The following is a 15,993-nucleotide window of genomic DNA, read 5'->3' as shown; positions in this document are numbered from 1 at the left end:
GGCGCCGGATCGACCCTGCCGGACATGATCTCGCCGGACGCAACCAGCGGGCTTGAGGGATCGGCGGGGCCGCGATGGAAGTCTTTTCCGGCAAACCCCGGAAAAGACGCTATGAAGGACGCATGAGCGAGACGATCGACGAACGAGGCGACGAGCAGGGCGACAACCGGCGCAAGGTCTTCATCAAGACCTATGGTTGCCAGATGAACGTCTATGACAGCCAACGCATGGGCGATGCCCTCGCCAAGGACGGCTATCGGCCGACCGACAGCGTCGAGGAGGCCGACCTCGTGCTCCTCAACACCTGCCATATTCGCGAGCGGGCTGCCGAGAAGATCTATTCCGAACTCGGGCGTCTGCGCGTCCTGAAGGCCGAGCGCGCCGCGCTGGGGCAGGAGATGCGCATCGGCGTCACCGGCTGCGTGGCGCAGGCCGAAGGGCCGGAGATCATCGCCCGCGCGCCCGTGGTCGATCTCGTGGTCGGCCCGCAGACCTATCACCGCCTGCCGGACATGCTGGCCCGCGTCGCCAAGGGCGAGCGCGTGGTCGAGACTGACTATGCGGTGGAGGACAAGTTCGAGCATCTGCCGAACCCCTCCAATAAAGAGATTCGCCAGCGCGGCGTCGCCGCCTTTCTCACCGTGCAGGAAGGCTGCGACAAGTTCTGCACCTTCTGCGTCGTGCCCTATACGCGCGGCGCGGAGGTCTCGCGCCCGCGCGCGGCCATCCTAGAGGAAGCGCGGCGTCTGGCCGGGGCCGGCGTGCGCGAGCTGACGCTGCTCGGGCAGAACGTCAATGCCTGGGGGCCGGGCGAGGGCGGTCTGGCCTCGCTCCTGCGCGATCTCGCCGAGATTCCGGGCATCGCCCGCTTGCGCTACACGACCTCGCATCCGCGCGACATGGACGAGGCCTTGATCGAGGCGCATCGCGATCTGCGCGCGCTGATGCCCTATCTGCATCTCCCGGTTCAGTCGGGCTCCGACCGCATCCTGAAAGCGATGAACCGGCGTCACAAGGCCGCCGACTATCTCCAGCTTCTGGAGCGCATCCGGCAGGCCCGGCCCGATATCGCGCTGTCGGGCGATTTCATCGTCGGCTTTCCCGGCGAGAGCGACGAGGATTTCGAGGCGACGCTCGCGCTGGTGCGCGAGGTCCGCTACGCCGCCGCCTACACGTTCAAATATTCGCCCCGCCCTGGCACGCCGGGCGCGACGATGGACGGCCATGTGCCCGAGGACGTGAAGACCGAACGGTTGGAGCGGCTCCAGGCGCTGATCCGCGAGCAGCAGGTGGCTTTTCAGGAAAGCTTCGTCGGCCAGGATACGGATGTCCTGATCGAGAAGCCCGGCCGCCATCCCGGCCAGATGATCGGTCGCTCGCCTTTCCTTCTGCCGGTCGTGGTTCCCGCCTCGGCGGGGGCGATCGGCGATATCGTTTCGGTTCGCGTCACCGCGAGCCTTGCCAATTCTCTCATGGCCGCCGGCGCCGAGCCGGCTGACGCTCCCCACGCGACCCTCCGGGCGCAGGAGCTTCTCGCAAGGAAGATCGCATGAAGGCAGCACGCGGCATGTCACCGGCTTCCGGCGCTTCCGACATGGCCCATCTCGTTCTGACCTTCGACGACAACCGGCTGGCCGGTGCCCTGTTCGGGCAGTTCGACGAGCATCTGGCCCTGATCGAGCAGAAGCTGCATGTCGATGCGCGCGCGCGCGGCAACAAGGTGGAGCTTCGCGGCGACCCCACCGCCAGCGAGCAGGCCCGCCGGGCGCTGGACTTCCTCTATGGCCGGCTGCAGGGCGGGGCCGAGATCGGCGCGTCCGATGTCGAGGGCGCCATCCGCATGGCGGTCGCGGCCGATGACCAGCTCGTTCTGCCGACGCTGGAAAAGAAGGGCCGCATTTCGCTTGCCCAGATTTCCACCCGCAAGAAGACCATCCACGCCCGCACGCCGACGCAGGACGCCTATATGCGCGCGATGGACCGGGCGGAGCTCGTCTTCGGTGTCGGCCCCGCCGGCACGGGCAAGACCTATCTCGCCGTGGCGCACGCCGCCCAGCTTCTGGAGCGCGGTCAGGTCGAGCGCATCATCCTGTCGCGCCCCGCCGTGGAAGCGGGAGAGCGCCTCGGCTTCTTGCCGGGCGACATGAAGGACAAGGTGGATCCCTATCTGCGCCCGCTCTATGATGCGCTCTACGATATGATCCCGGCCGAGAAGGTGGAGCGGGCGCTCGCCGCCGGCGCCATCGAAATCGCGCCGCTCGCCTTCATGCGCGGGCGCACGCTCACCAATGCGGCGGTGATTCTGGACGAGGCGCAGAACACGACCTCGATGCAGATGAAGATGTTCCTGACGCGCCTGGGCGAGAATGCCCGCATGGTGGTGACGGGCGATCCCTCGCAGATCGACCTTCCGCCCGGCCAGACCTCCGGTCTCGTGGAAGCGTTGCGCATTCTCGACGGCGTGTCCAACATCGTCTCCGTGCGCTTCGAATCCAAGGACGTGGTGCGCCATCGCCTCGTGCAGTCGATCGTCGAAGCCTACGAGGGTGACGCGAGCGAGAAGCGCGCGCAGCAGGCCAAGCGCACGTGACGGACGGGCGACAACGCTCCGCGCCACGCATCCTCCTCTCGGAGGACAGCGATCTCTGGCGCGAGCTTCTGAAGGGCGACCCGGAACCTCTCGTGCGCGAGGCAATTTTCGCCGTAGCGGAGGATCAAGGCTTTGCCGTCGATCTCGACACCGAAGTCTCCGTCACGCTGACGGACGATGCCGAGGTTCGGGAGGTCAACAAGGAATGGCGCGGCAAGGACAAGCCGACCAATGTCCTGTCCTTTCCCATGGCCGAGTTGGAGCCGGGCGATGAGCCCGGACCGCTTCTGGGCGACCTCGTTCTGGCGGCCGAAACCTGCGGGCGCGAAGCGGCCGAGGAGGGAAAGACGCCCTCAGACCATGTGCGTCATCTGATTGTGCATGGCATGTTGCATCTTCTGGGCTTCGACCACGAGACGGACGAGGACGCGGAGGACATGGAAAGCACCGAGATCCGCATTCTGGCGGGGCTCGGGATCGCCGACCCCTATGCGGAATCCGAGCTATCGGTCGCGACCGACGGCAACGCCCGAGACTGACGGAAACGAAAGACACGCTTTATGAGCATGACCCATCACCAGGACGAGACGGCTTCGGGCGAGCGCCATGCCCCCGAAGCGCCCGATGTCCGAAGTCGGCGGCGGCCGCGGGAAGACGAGCCCGGTTTCTTCGAGCAGCTCGTCACCTTCCTGAGGCCCCGCGTTCCGCCCTCGCTGCGCGAGGAACTGGTGGACGCCCTGATGGGCGAGGGAACGGAAGCGACCGGCTTCTCTCCCGGTGAGCGGCTCATGCTCACCAATATTCTGGAACTCCACGACATGCGCGTGGAAGACGTCATGGTGTCGCGCACCGAGATCGACGCCGTGCCGGTCACCGCGACGCTCGCCGAACTCATGGCCCGTTTCGAGGAAACCGGCCGCTCGCGGATGCCCGTCTATGGCGACGGGCTCGATGATCCGCTGGGCATGGTTCATATCCGCGACATGGTCGGCCACATCACCCGCGCCGCCCTCTGCTTCGGCCACGACAAGGAGCAGGAAGGCGCGCCGGTGCGCTCCACGCTCGATCTCGCCCGCGTCGATCTCGATCATACGATCGCCGATCTCGGGCTCCTGCGTCAGGTTCTCTTCGTGCCGCCCTCCATGCACGCGGCCGAGCTGATGGCGCGGATGCAGGCGAGCCATATCCAGATGGCGCTGGTGATCGATGAATATGGCGGCACGGACGGTCTCGTTTCGCTGGAAGACATTCTGGAAATGGTCGTCGGCGACATCGAAGACGAGCACGACGACGAGGAAATCCTCGTCACCCATGCCGGCGACGGCGTTTACTACGCGGACGCGCGCGCCGAGCTGGAGGACGTCTGCAAGCTCGTCGGCCCCGATTTCGACGTCAGCGCCCATGAGGACGAAGCCGACACGATCGGCGGTCTCGTGGTGCAGGCCCATGGCGGCCTGCCGGAGATCGGCACGGTGATCGAGGCCGTGCCCGGCTTCGAGATCGAAGTGCTGGACGCCGATCCGCGCCGCGTGAAGCGCCTGCGCATCGTGCGCTTCCCCGAAGGCCCGTCGCCGGAACTGGCGTAGGACCGCACGGACTTGCCTCACTGACTGCGGTCGCGACGGGCTCGGCTCCTGGCGGCGCGTCTGGCTGACGGGCCTCGAGGCGGCCCGCCTTTCCGCCGCGCGCGCATCCGCTTCGCCCTCGACGGATCGGCGCGGGCGGCACAAGGCTCATGCTCGCTTCATGACGGCCTCTGGACGCGGCGCGCCGACATCTTTATCGGCGCGGCAGGGACCGGGCCGGTCATGAAGGGGAAGCGGTTTGCAAACAGGACTTCAGCGTCTGGCGGGGCGCATCATTCTGTCGGACGGCTGGACGCGCGCCCTGATCGCCTTCCTGGCCGGCGCCGCGCTGGTGCTCGGCCTTGCCCCCTTCAACGTGCCGGCCGTCGGCTTCGTCTCCTTTCCGCTGCTCGTCTGGCTTCTGGATGGCGCGAGCGGAAAGCCGGGCGCGGGCCTGATCCGGCGCTCCTGCCCCGCTTTCCGCATCGGCTGGTGCTTCGGCTTCGGATATTTCGTGGCCGGTCTCTGGTGGCTGGGCGCTGCGATCCTGGTGGACGGGGCGGAGTTCTGGTGGGCGCTGCCGCTCGCCGTGTTCGCGCTGCCCATGGCGCTCGCGGTCTACTGGGGATTGGCGGCCGCACTCGCGCGCTTGTTCTGGAGCGATGGCGTCCTGCGCCTGTTCTCCTTCGCGGCCTCGATCGCCCTGTTCGAGGACCTGCGCGGAATGCTCCTCACCGGCTTCACCTGGAACACGGTCGGCGCCATCGCCGCGCCCGTGCCGCTGCTCATGGGCTCGGTTTCGGTGGTCGGCCTCAACGGGCTGACGCTGCTGTCCGTTTTCGTGTTTTCGCTGCCGGCGCTCCTAGTCACCCCAGCGCGCGGACGCGCCCTGGCGTCGGTGTTCGGCGTTGTGCTCGTTGGCGCCCATGTTGCCTATGGCTGGTGGCATGTTTCGATTGCGCCCGCCGGCCATGTCCCCGGCGTCACCCTGCGCCTCGTTCAGCCCAATATCCTGCAGGGCCAGAAATGGGATCCGGCCGAGGCCGAGCGCATCTTTTCGCGCCAGCTGGAACTGACCCAGGCGCCCATGCCGCCCGCGCCCATTCTCCAAGGCGATGGGAGCGCCGAGACACCCTCCACGGAGCCTAGCCGACGCCTCGTCGTCTGGCCGGAATCCTCTTTTCCCTTCATTCTCACCCAGCGGCCGGACGCGGTGGCGAGCCTTGCCGAGGCGCTGGGCCCAGGCGATACGCTGATCGCCGGGGCGACGCGCATGGAAGGGGAGGGCGCCAAGGCCCGCTTCTTCAATTCGGTCTATGTGATCGGCGAGGACGGGACGATCCTCGACGCGCAGGACAAGCTGCATCTCGTGCCTTTCGGCGAATATCTGCCGTTTCAGGCGCTGCTCGAAAGCTGGGGCATCAACCAGCTGACGCATCTGCCAGGCGGCTTCTCGCCCGGTGCCTCGCGCCGCGATCTGGAAGCGGGGCCGGGCGGCCCGCGCTTTCTGCCCCTTATCTGCTACGAGATCATCTTTCCCGGCGAGATCGAGGCGCACGACACGCGGCCGGACTTCATCCTCAACGTGACGAACGATGCCTGGTACGGCCGCACGCCCGGCCCCTATCAGCATCTGCGCCAAGCCCAGTTGACGGCGGTGGCCTTCGGCCTGCCGCTCGTGCGCGCCGCCAATACGGGCATTTCGATCGTCACCGATTCGGTCGGGCGCCCCGTAGCCGGCTTGGCGCTTGGGCAAGGAGGGACGGTGGATGCCGACCTGCCGCTGCCCGGCTCGCCGACGCTCTATGCGCAATGGGGCGAAAAGGTCTTCTACGGGCTTCTGGCCCTGTTCGGCCTTGCGGCTGTCATCGGCTATGTCCGATTTCGCCGCTCCGCCGATTGACGCGCGCACGGGCACTCCCTAACGAAACCTCTGTAGGAATACCTACAGATCAATCGTAGCGCCCGCCGACCGGACGTCATGCCGCTGCGGTTTGCGGACGGCGGGGGCGGAAGGCACGGCGATGGTGGAAGCGAAGAAGACGCCGAACCCTGTGGATGTTCATGTGGGCTCGCGGCTTCGCCTGCGCCGCACGAGTCTGGGCATGAGCCAGGAGAAGCTCGGCGAGCATCTCGGCATCACCTTCCAGCAGATCCAGAAATACGAAAAGGGCACCAACCGCATCGGCGCGAGCCGGTTGCAGAACATCTCCGCCGTGCTTTCGACGCCAGTGTCCTTCTTCTTCGACGGGCTGGACTCCCAGCCCTCCGGGCTGACAGAGCTGAACGAGCCGGCCAGCGATTTCGTGCATGACGCACCGCACTCGGCCGAAATGCTCCAGCTGACACGCGCCTTCCAGCGCATTGCCGATCCCAAGGTCCGCCGGCGCGTGCTCGACCTCGTGCGAGCCTTGTCCTCAGCGGACGATGAGGGCGAAAACGACTGAAACTGGTTGATTTTGGCGCGATCCGGCGGTTTCACGCTGGAAATTTCGCTTGCGCGAAGAGCCCTCATTTCCTAACCCCGGCGAGCCCGCGACCGAAGTGGGCTGAAGCGGCAAGTCGGACCCTCTCCGACGGCACGGGAGAGTTCCAGGCACATGGCGCGCAGCGACTACCTCTTCACCTCGGAAAGCGTTTCCGAAGGGCATCCCGACAAGGTTTGCGACCGCATCTCCGACGAGATCGTGGATCTTCTCTACAAGGAAGCGCGCAAGAGCGGCATGGACGCCTCGCTTCTGCGCGTCGCCTGCGAAACGCTGGCGACCACGAACCGCATCATCATCGCCGGTGAAGTGCGCTGCTCGGTCGAGGCGGGCCGGCTGAAGTCGAAGGTCCGCTCGGCGGCGCGCAAGGCCGTGAAGGCGATCGGCTACGAGCAGGACGGCTTCCACTGGAAGACCGCCAAGATCGACGTTCTCCTACACGAGCAGTCCGCCGACATCGCCCAAGGCGTCGATGTGGGCGGTGAGAAGAACACCGAAGGCGCGGGCGACCAGGGCATCATGTTCGGCTATGCCTGCCGCGAAACGGCGGAGCTGATGCCGGCCCCGATCTTCTATGCGCAGAAGATTCTGGAGCGTCTGGCGACGGCCCGCAAGGCGAGCGAAGGCGACGCCGGCAAGCTCGGCCCTGACGCCAAGACGCAGGTGACGGTTCGTTACAAGGACGGCAAGCCGTCCGAGATCGTCTCGATCGTGCTCTCGACCCAGCATCTGGACGAGTCGCTGAATTCCAAGGACGTGCGCGCCATCGTCGAGCCCTTCGTGCGCGAGGCCGTCGCCGAACTGCCGATCGCGGCCGATTGCGTCTGGCACGTCAACCCGACCGGTAAGTTCGTGATCGGCGGGCCGGATGGCGATGCGGGCCTCACGGGCCGCAAGATCATCGTGGACACCTATGGCGGCGCGGCGCCCCATGGCGGCGGCGCTTTCTCGGGCAAGGACCCGACCAAGGTCGACCGCTCGGCCGCCTATGCCGCGCGCTATCTCGCCAAGAACGTGGTGGCCGCCAAGCTTGCCGATCGCTGCACGATCCAGCTGTCCTATGCGATCGGCGTCGCCGAGCCGCTGTCGGTCTATGTCGATCTGCACGGCACCGGCACGGTGGACGAGGCGGCCGTCGAGACGGCGCTGCGCGAGGTCATGGACCTGACGCCGCGCGGCATTCGCGAGCATCTCCAGCTCACGCGCCCGATCTACGCCAAGACCTCCGCCTATGGCCATTTCGGCCGCAAGCCGGGCCGTGACGGTTCCTTCTCCTGGGAGCGCACCGACCTCATCTCCAAGCTGAAGTCTGCTCTTGGCCGCTGAACGACGCATCAACGGCCCCAAGGCCAGAGTCCGCGAGAACTTCTTCGGCCGTTCTCGCGGCAAGACGTTGCGCCCGCTCCAGGCCGATCTCCTGGACGAGCGGATGCCTGTGCTCGGTCTCGACCTGTCGCAGCCCGCGCCGGGTGATCTCACGTCGCTGTTCGAGGCCGAGGTCTCAGGCGTCCGGCTGGAAATCGGCTTCGGCGGCGGCGAGCATCTTCACATGGAGTCCGGCCGTCATCCCGGCACGGGTTTCATCGGCGTCGAGCCGTTCCGCAACTCCATGGCCAAGATGCTGGTCGCGCTCGAAGAAGAGCCGCGCCCCAACCTGCGCCTGTTCGGCGACGACGCGACGCTGCTTCTGGATTGGCTGCCGGATGCATGTTTGAGCGGCATCGATCTGTTCTATCCCGACCCCTGGCCCAAGAAGAAGCACTGGAAGCGCCGCTTCGTGAACGAGCGCACGCTGCGCCGCTTCGCCCGCGTGATGAAGCCCGGCGCGCTGTTCCGCTTCGCCTCGGACATCGAGACCTATGTGGACTGGACGCTGACGCATCTGCGCGACCACGAGGCCTTCGAATGGCTGGCGCAGTCCCCGGCCGACTGGCACACGCCCTATGAGGGCTGGCCCGGCACGCGCTACGAGGCCAAGGCACATCGCGAGGGACGCAAGGGCGCCTATCTCACCTTCCGCCGGATCTGAGCTTGCGACCCTCCCGCCGCCCCGCGACATAGCGTGGGGCGAGGGCAGCGTCGTTCAGCGCTTGGTCCAGCTCTGCGTCTTGCAGAAGACCTTGAGGGCGCAGCCCGTCAGCTTCAGCGACGCGCCCGCCACCTCGGCCTTGCCGGCATAGGTGCGCTCCGCTTGCGGATCGGTGATCTCTCCCTCATAAGTTCCCGCCGAGCCGCTCATGCGACCGATCTGGCGTCCCTTGAACTTGCCGGTGGTGAGGCTGATGCAGAAGGCGTCGCCGCAGGGCGCGATGCTGGCGATCTCGCCGGACGCGGTGCGCCAGTTGCCGACAACGGGTTCCGCCGCGCTCGCCGAACCGAAGGTCGCGATCAGCAGCCCGCCCGCCGCGATCAGGCGTGTCATCTGGTGTCTCATGCGCTTGGTCCTCCCGGCCTGTGGAACGGGCAGGTTGACCTGTTCCGCGACGTCTGTCGAATGGCAGCGATCTTGGATCAACAGCTTTGACGGAAGCCTGCGGAGCGGGCGCTCGCCAGCGTGGCGCAAGGCTTGCCAGGAAGCGCGTTGAAGCGTATAGGAAACTCAAATTCTCTGCGATGCGATCGTGAGAGTGGGTCCACCCGGTCCCGCTCTTTTTTGTTACAAGGGGTCGGCGTCGCGACCGGGGCAGGGATCGGACGACACCGATCCGATCGCCTCGTGAACCATTCGGAGACTTCGTGACGGATCGCATCATCATCGAACAAGGCATCGAGGCGCGTGTCGCCGCGATCGTGGAGCCCGTGATCGAACAGATCGGATACCGGCTCGTGCGGGTGCGCGTGTCGGCGATGAACGGCGCGACGCTGCAGATCATGGCCGAACGGCCGGACGGTTCGATGACGGTCGAGGATTGCGAAGCCGTCAGCCGGGCCGTGTCGCCTGTGCTGGACGTCGAAGACCCGATGGACCGCGCCTATCATCTGGAAGTTTCCTCGCCCGGCATCGATCGTCCGCTGGTGCGCAAGGGCGATTTCGAGACCTGGACGGGTCAGCTTTTGAAACTCGAGACCAACCGGCTCGTTTCAGGTCGCAAGCGCTTTCGCGGCCGCGTCACCGAGGTGAGTGCCGAGGGTATCCGTCTGGAGCGCGACGGCGTTGCCTCGGAAGGCGGCGAGGCGGTTGTCGAGATCGCGTTCGACGCGCTGGCCGAGGCGCGCCTGATCCTGACCGACGATCTTCTGGCCGCTTCGCTGAAAGCCGACAAGGACGCCCGCCGCGCGCGGGGCCAGCCGGTGGACGAGGACGAGGACGGCGACGCCGCCCTGAACTGACGGGCGAGCCCATCCCAGCCGGACAGCGACCCAAGGGCCGCCCGGCCCATGAAACGAAGTCCCGCTCCGTGCGGGCGCGAGCCGAGAGCGGAAAGCCTTCGGGCCTTCCCCGGTTCACGACGAGGAGACGAACATGGCAGTCAGTGCGAACAGACTCGAGCTTCTGCAGATCGCGGATGCCGTCGCGCGGGAAAAGTCGATCGATCGCGAGATCGTCATCGCCGCCATGGCCGACGCCATCCAGAAGGCGGCGCGTTCGCGGTACGGCCAGGAAACCAATATCCGCGTCGACATCAACACCAAGACCGGCGAAATGAAGCTCCAGCGCCTCTTGGAAGTGGTGGAGCAGGTCGAGGACCCCGCGACCCAGATCTATCTGGAACTGGCGCGAGACAAGAATCCCGATGCCGAGCCGGGCGACTTCATCGCCGAGCAACTCCCGCCCATGGAGTTCGGCCGCATCGCCGCGCAGTCGGCCAAGCAGGTCATCGTGCAGAAGGTGCGCGAGGCCGAGCGCGACAAGCAGTATGAAGAGTTCATCGGCCGCGTCGGCGAGATCATCAACGGCACGGTGAAGCGCGTCGAATACGGCAATGTCATTGTCGATCTCGGCAAAGGCGAGGGCATCATCCGCCGCGACGAGCAGATTCCGCGCGAGCTGTTCCGCTACGGCGACCGCGTGCGCGCCTTCGTCTACGATGTGCGCCGCGAGCCGCGCGGGCCGCAGATCTTCCTGTCGCGCACCCATCCGCAGTTCATGGCGAAGCTCTTCACCATGGAAGTGCCTGAGATCTACGACGGCATCATCGAGATCAAGGCCGTGGCGCGCGATCCCGGCTCCCGCGCCAAGATCGCCGTGATCTCGCGCGATTCCTCGGTGGATCCGGTCGGCGCCTGCGTCGGTATGCGCGGCTCGCGCGTTCAGGCCGTCGTCGCCGAACTTCAGGGCGAAAAGATCGACATCATTCCCTGGTCGCCGGAGGCTGCCTCCTTCCTCGTCAACGCGCTCCAGCCGGCCAAGGTCGCCAAGGTCGTTCTGGATGAGGACGCCGAGCGTATTGAAGTCGTGGTCCCCGATGACCAATTGTCTCTTGCGATCGGCCGTCGTGGCCAGAACGTGCGCCTTGCCTCGCAGCTGACGGGCTGGGACATCGACATCCTGACCGAGCAGGAAGAATCCGAGCGCCGCCAGAAGGAATTCGCCGAGCGCTCCGCGCTGTTCATGGACGCCCTCAATGTCGACGAAATGGTCGGCCAGTTGCTGGCGTCCGAAGGCTTCGCCTCGGTCGAGGAAGTGGCCTATGTCGATGTGGACGACGTGGCCGCGATCGAGGGCTTCGACGAGGACACGGCGGCCGAGATCCAGAACCGCGCCAAGGAATATCTGGATCGCCGCGAGGCCGAACTGGACGACAAGCGCCGCGCGCTGGGCGTCGCGGACGAGCTTCGCGAGATCGACGGCCTGACGACGCCGATGCTGGTGGCGCTGGGCGAGGACGGCGTGAAGACGATGGAAGACTTTGCCGGCTGCGCCGCCGACGACCTGATCGGCTGGAGCGAGCGCAAGGACGGCGAAACCAAGCGCTTCCAAGGCGCGTTGTCGGGCTTCGATGTCAGCCGCACCGATGCCGAGGCCATGATCATGCAGGCCCGCGTGAAGGCCGGCTGGGTCGAGGAACAGCCCGAAGAGGTTGAGGTCGCCGAAGACGAAGACGTCTGAGTCGGTCCGACGGACGGATAGCGGATTGACGAAGGCGGATATGGACGAAGCGTTGGACGACGGACTGGAGGAGGCGGTGATGAACGGACGTATGTGCATCGTGTCGCGCCGCTCTCTCGAGCCCGACGCCCTCGTGCGCTTCGTGGCCGCGCCGGATGGCCGGGTCGTGCCCGATCTCAAGCGCCGGCTGCCGGGGCGGGGCGCGCATGTCGAGGCGCGGCGCGAGACCGTGGAACTGGCGGTGAAGCGCCGGCTCTTCTCGCGTGCGCTGAAGCGCGAAGTCTCCGGCCTCGAAACGCTGGCGGCTGATCTCGACTCGCTGCTCCTGCGTGCCGCGCTCGGCTCCCTCGGCATGGCGCGCAAGGCGGGGCAGATCATCACCGGGTCGGCCAAGGTCGACGCGGCTCTGCGCACCGGCAAGGCGGCCGCGACGCTTCATGCCAGCGACGCGGCGCCCGATGGCATCCGCAAGCTGGACGGCGCGCGCCATGCCGGAGAGGTCTCCGGGCGGGCGCGCCCGACGGTTTCGTTCCGTTTATTCACGACAGACGAAATGAGCTTGGCCTTGGGCGGCGAAAATGTGGTACACGCGGCCATCTTGCCCGGCTCGGCCGGGTTGGCCCTCGTACAACGCCTCGAAGCGCTTTGCGCGTATCGAGGCGAAGAGGCCGGCCAGGACACTCTTCTCCCGGCCGATCCATGAGGCCGCATCAATGTTCAACAACAAAGCTTGGTTGCGAAATGCTCTAGGCACGGATAATGGGCGCGAGGACACGATCCCGCGCAGGAAGCGGAAATACACATGAGCGACACGAAATCCGGCGACGACAAGACGCTGAGCGTCACACCGAAGAAGACCTTGAGCCTCAAGCCCGGCGGCAACGCCTCGCCGGCGACCGTCCGCCAGAGTTTCTCGCATGGGCGTACGAACAACGTCGTCGTCGAAACGAAGAAGCGCAAGTTCTCCAAGCCCGAGGACGCGGCCAAGCCCGCAGCTCCCGCCGCTGGAGCTGCAGCGCCGGCCGGTGCGACCGCGCGCCCCGCGCTGACGCCCGCCCAGCAGGCGGCGCTGGCTCGTGCCGCTGAAAACCCGCAGGCGCCCGTTCCTCCGGATGTGCCGCTCGCCGCCAAGCCGGCCGCTCCGGTGGCGGAAGCCGCCGCGCCCGCGCCCACCCCTGTTGCAGAAGCCCCCGCGCCGGGCCCGGCTGCGAGCGCGCCTGCGCCTGAACCCGTCAAGGCCGAAGCGCCCGTCGCTCCGGCTCCGCAAGCCGAACCCGTGGCTCCGGCCGCTCCGGTGGCAGAGGCTCCGTCCGAGCCGGTTGCCGCCGCCGCTGCGCCTGCGCCCACTCCCGTTTCCCCGCCCGAACCGCCAAGAGCCGACACCCTGAAGCCGACCGCCCCCGAATCTACCAAGGCCGCACAGGCCCCTGCCGCTCCGGCTCCCACCGGCACCGCGCGCCCGGCTACGGGTGCCCCCGCGCGCCCCGGTCAGCCCGCGGGCCGCACCGACGGCCATCGTCCGGCTGGATCGCAGGGCGCAGCGCGCCCCGGCCAGCCTGCGGGCGCGCGTCCCGGCCAGTCCGGCGCTTATGGCCAGCAGCGCCCCGGCCAAGGCCCGGCCGGTCAGCAGCGCCCCGGTCAGCCGGGACGTCCCGGTCAGCCGCAGGGCAACCGTCCGGGCGCTCCGGCGCAGAACGCGGCCCCCGGCGCGAAGCAGCCGCGCGGCGCGGTCCTGTCGGACCTGTCGTCCAAGGAAATGGATGCCCGCCGCCGCGCGCTGATTCTCGCGCAGCAGCGCGAGGTCGAAGACCGTCGCCTGTTCCAGATCGAGGAAGCACGCCGCGTCGCCGAGGACGAGCGTCGCCGCGCCGAGCGTGAGGAATCCGAGCGCCGTCAGGCCGAGGAACTCGCGCGCGTCGAGATGGAAGCCGCTGCCCGCAAGAAGGCCGAGGAGGACGCCGCTCGCCGCGCCGCCGCCCGGCCGCAGACGACGGGCCGCGCCAAGCCGGCCGAAGTCATCCCCGGCCCGCCGCCGGTGGACGATGGTCTCGGCCTGCGTCCGGCCGGCCGCACCGACCTCACGAAGAAGACCCGTGCGGACGACGAGGACGATCGTCGCGGCCCCGCTGGCGCGCGTCGTGGCCCTCCGGGCCGCACACCCGTTGTCGAGGCGCCCAAGCCGACGCGTTCGCGCACCGGTGACGATCGTCGTGGCGCTGGCCGCGTGAATGTCGAGCGCGCCTTGTCGGACGAAGATGCGCGCGGCCGCTCGCTTTCCTCGATGCGTCGCCGTCAGGAGAAGTTCAAGCGTTCGCAGCAGAACCAGCAACGTGAGAAGATTTCCCGCGAAGTGATCATCCCCGAGACCATCACCATCCAGGAACTCGCCAACCGCATGTCCGAGCGGGCGGTGGACGTCATCAAGTATCTGATGGCGCAGGGCCAGATGATGAAGCCCGGCGACGTGATCGACGCCGATCTGGCCGAAATCATCGCGACCGAATTCGGCCACACGCCCCGCCGCGTGGCGGAGTCGGACGTCGAAACCGGCATCTTCGACGTCGCCAGCAATCCCGAGAAGCTCGTCTCGCGTCCCCCGGTCGTCACGATCATGGGCCACGTCGATCACGGCAAGACCTCGCTGCTCGACGCCATCCGCAAGACCAGCGTCGTTTCGGGCGAAGCCGGCGGCATCACGCAGCATATCGGCGCCTATCAGGTCGAGCGGGACGGTCACCTGATCTCCTTCATCGACACGCCGGGCCACGAGGCGTTCACCGCCATGCGTGCTCGCGGCGCTCAGGCGACCGACATCGCGATCCTCGTGGTGGCGGCCGACGACAGCGTCATGCCGCAGACGATCGAGTCGATCAGCCATGCCAAGGCGGCCGGTGTGCCGATCATCGTGGCGATCAACAAGATCGACAAGCCCGGCGCCGACGCCCAGAAGGTCCGCACGAACCTCCTCCAGCATGAGGTGTTCGTGGAATCCATGGGTGGTGAAGTGCTCGACGTCGAGGTTTCGGCCAAGGCCGGCACCAATCTCGACAAGCTGCTCGAAGCCATTCTCCTTCAGGCCGAAATCCTTGACCTCAAGGCCGATCCCGAGCGCACCGCCGAAGGCGTCGTCATCGAAGCGCAGCTCGATCGTGGCCGTGGCCCGGTTGCGACCGCGCTGGTCCAGGCCGGTACGCTCAAGCAGGGCGATATCGTGGTGGCCGGCGACCAGTGGGGCCGCGTGCGCGCCCTGGTGGACGACAAGGGTCGCCAGCTGAAGACGGCCGGTCCTTCGACCCCGGTCGAGATCCTCGGCATGCAGGGCACGCCGCTGGCGGGCGACCGCTTCGCCGTGGTCAAGGACGAGGCGCAGGCCCGCGAGATCACCGAGTACCGCCAGCGTCTGACGCGCGACAAGGCCGTGGCCAAGTCCGCCGGCCAGCGCGGCTCGCTCGAGCAGATGATGATGACGCTGCAGGATTCGGGTCTCAAGACCTTCCCGCTGCTCATCAAGGGCGACGTGCAGGGTTCGGTCGAGGCCATCAACGTGGCGCTCGAAAAGCTCGGTACCGACGAAGTGCAGGCTCGCATCGTCCATTCGGGCGCCGGTGCCATCACCGAGTCCGACGTTCAGCTGGCCGCGACCTCCAAGGCCGCGATCATCGGCTTCAACGTCCGCGCCAATGCGCAGGCCCGTCAGGCCGCCGAGCGCGAGGGCATCGAGATCCGCTACTACAACATCATCTACGATCTGGTGGATGACGTGAAGCAGGCGATGTCGGGCCTTCTCTCGCCGGAGCGCCGCGAGACGTTCCTCGGCAATGCCGAGATCCTGGAGGTCTTCCAGATCACCAAGGTCGGCAAGGTCGCGGGTTGCCGCGTCACGGAAGGCAAGGTCGAGCGTGGTGCGGGCGTGCGCCTTATCCGCGACGGCGTGGTCATCCACGAGGGCACGCTCAAGACGCTCAAGCGCTTCAAGGACGAAGTCGCCGAAGTGCCGGGCGGTCAGGAATGCGGTATGGCCTTCCAGAACTACGACGATATCCGCGTCGGCGATATCATCGAAAACTTCCGCGTGGAGCACATCGCCCGCTCGCTGTAAGGCAAGGGCGATCGGGGACCGGTTCGCCGGTCCCGCTTCCCGGCGAACCCGCTCGGCGTCTGCGTGGCGCATGGTGCGATCGGCGGGATCGATAGGGAAACCGGCGCGCCCAAGGGCGGCCATAGTTTCCAGCGAAGACTGATGAGGCCCGGCGGCGACGCCGGGCCGTTCTCTTCGTGTGGATCGAAACGGCCGGTCTCCGA

At 67.1% G+C, this 15,993-nt stretch carries 13 protein-coding genes; 12 read left to right on the top strand and 1 reads right to left on the bottom strand.

The window, feature by feature from the left end; genetic code table 11:
- The first annotated feature begins 122 nt into the window (after positions 1-122).
- The 8 genes from miaB to trmB all read left to right on the top strand — a co-directional run bounded on the left by miaB (position 123) and on the right by trmB (position 8,670).
- Positions 123-1,553 (top strand): tRNA (N6-isopentenyl adenosine(37)-C2)-methylthiotransferase MiaB, encoded by a 1,431-nt coding sequence (miaB, locus tag NS365_RS19800; protein ID WP_058602029.1) that lies wholly within the window; start codon positions 123-125, stop codon positions 1,551-1,553.
- Entirely contained in the window at positions 1,550-2,590 is a 1,041-nt protein-coding gene (locus NS365_RS19795; RefSeq protein WP_058602028.1) for a PhoH family protein, read from the top strand. The genes miaB and NS365_RS19795 overlap by 4 nt, the downstream gene beginning before the upstream one ends.
- Positions 2,587-3,129 (top strand): rRNA maturation RNase YbeY, encoded by a 543-nt coding sequence (ybeY, locus tag NS365_RS19790; protein WP_082684734.1) that lies wholly within the window; start codon positions 2,587-2,589, stop codon positions 3,127-3,129. Before NS365_RS19795 ends, ybeY begins: the two co-directional genes overlap by 4 nt.
- A gap of 21 nt (positions 3,130-3,150) precedes the next feature.
- Positions 3,151-4,176 carry a hemolysin family protein gene (locus NS365_RS19785; protein WP_058602027.1) on the top strand — a complete coding sequence of 342 codons (1,026 nt, stop codon included), beginning with the start codon at positions 3,151-3,153 and terminating at the stop codon, positions 4,174-4,176.
- Positions 4,177-4,414: 238 nt separating this feature from the next.
- Entirely contained in the window at positions 4,415-6,058 is a 1,644-nt protein-coding gene (lnt, locus tag NS365_RS19780) for an apolipoprotein N-acyltransferase (RefSeq protein WP_058602026.1), read from the top strand.
- A 121-nt stretch (positions 6,059-6,179) separates the two neighbouring features.
- Entirely contained in the window at positions 6,180-6,602 is a 423-nt protein-coding gene (locus NS365_RS19775; protein ID WP_058602025.1) for a helix-turn-helix domain-containing protein, read from the top strand.
- Positions 6,603-6,755: 153 nt separating this feature from the next.
- Positions 6,756-7,967: a methionine adenosyltransferase gene (gene metK / locus NS365_RS19770; protein WP_058602024.1), complete on the top strand. Its 1,212-nt coding sequence runs from the start codon at positions 6,756-6,758 to the stop codon at positions 7,965-7,967.
- A complete protein-coding gene (trmB, locus tag NS365_RS19765; protein WP_244498509.1) occupies positions 7,957-8,670 on the top strand; it encodes a tRNA (guanine(46)-N(7))-methyltransferase TrmB in 714 nt (237 codons plus the stop codon). The genes metK and trmB overlap by 11 nt, the downstream gene beginning before the upstream one ends.
- A 54-nt stretch (positions 8,671-8,724) precedes the next feature.
- Here the strand turns inward: trmB and NS365_RS19760 are convergent, their stop codons facing one another.
- Complete coding sequence (locus tag NS365_RS19760) at positions 8,725-9,075, bottom strand: DUF2147 domain-containing protein (protein WP_082684733.1); 351 nt, start codon at positions 9,073-9,075, stop codon at positions 8,725-8,727.
- 302 nt (positions 9,076-9,377) lie between these two features.
- Here NS365_RS19760 and rimP point away from each other — a divergent pair, with 302 nt between their 5' ends.
- From rimP to infB, 4 genes are all read left to right on the top strand, one after another.
- Positions 9,378-9,971 carry a ribosome maturation factor RimP gene (gene rimP, locus NS365_RS19755; protein WP_058602022.1) on the top strand — a complete coding sequence of 198 codons (594 nt, stop codon included), beginning with the start codon at positions 9,378-9,380 and terminating at the stop codon, positions 9,969-9,971.
- Between the two features lie 133 nt (positions 9,972-10,104).
- Positions 10,105-11,691, top strand: coding sequence for a transcription termination factor NusA (gene nusA / locus NS365_RS19750; protein WP_058602021.1), 1,587 nt, complete (start codon positions 10,105-10,107; stop codon positions 11,689-11,691).
- Between the two features lie 40 nt (positions 11,692-11,731).
- The gene (locus tag NS365_RS19745; protein ID WP_082684732.1) at positions 11,732-12,394 is read left to right on the top strand and encodes an RNA-binding protein; all 663 of its coding nucleotides are present in this window, start codon (positions 11,732-11,734) and stop codon (positions 12,392-12,394) included.
- 99 nt (positions 12,395-12,493) lie between these two features.
- Positions 12,494-15,790: a translation initiation factor IF-2 gene (infB, locus tag NS365_RS19740; protein ID WP_058602020.1), complete on the top strand. Its 3,297-nt coding sequence runs from the start codon at positions 12,494-12,496 to the stop codon at positions 15,788-15,790.
- The last annotated feature ends 203 nt before the right edge of the window (positions 15,791-15,993 follow it).

This window comes from Aureimonas ureilytica (genome assembly GCF_001475935.1).
In the GTDB taxonomy this organism is placed as follows: Bacteria; Pseudomonadota; Alphaproteobacteria; order Rhizobiales; family Rhizobiaceae; genus Aureimonas; species Aureimonas ureilytica_A.
This window is presented reverse-complemented; position numbering and strand designations above follow the sequence as displayed.

Bases quoted from the DNA above. Each gene is read 5' to 3' on its own strand.
- miaB (WP_058602029.1), top strand. From the start codon at position 123: ATGAGCGAGACGATCGACGAACGAGGCGACGAGCAGGGCGACAACCGG.
- NS365_RS19795 (WP_058602028.1), top strand. From the start codon at position 1,550: ATGAAGGCAGCACGCGGCATGTCACCGGCTTCCGGCGCTTCCGACATG.
- NS365_RS19785 (WP_058602027.1), top strand. From the start codon at position 3,151: ATGAGCATGACCCATCACCAGGACGAGACGGCTTCGGGCGAGCGCCAT.
- NS365_RS19775 (WP_058602025.1), top strand. From the start codon at position 6,180: ATGGTGGAAGCGAAGAAGACGCCGAACCCTGTGGATGTTCATGTGGGC.
- metK (WP_058602024.1), top strand. From the start codon at position 6,756: ATGGCGCGCAGCGACTACCTCTTCACCTCGGAAAGCGTTTCCGAAGGG.
- NS365_RS19760 (WP_082684733.1), bottom strand. From the start codon at position 9,075: ATGAGACACCAGATGACACGCCTGATCGCGGCGGGCGGGCTGCTGATC.
- nusA (WP_058602021.1), top strand. From the start codon at position 10,105: ATGGCAGTCAGTGCGAACAGACTCGAGCTTCTGCAGATCGCGGATGCC.
- NS365_RS19745 (WP_082684732.1), top strand. From the start codon at position 11,732: ATGGACGAAGCGTTGGACGACGGACTGGAGGAGGCGGTGATGAACGGA.
- infB (WP_058602020.1), top strand. From the start codon at position 12,494: ATGAGCGACACGAAATCCGGCGACGACAAGACGCTGAGCGTCACACCG.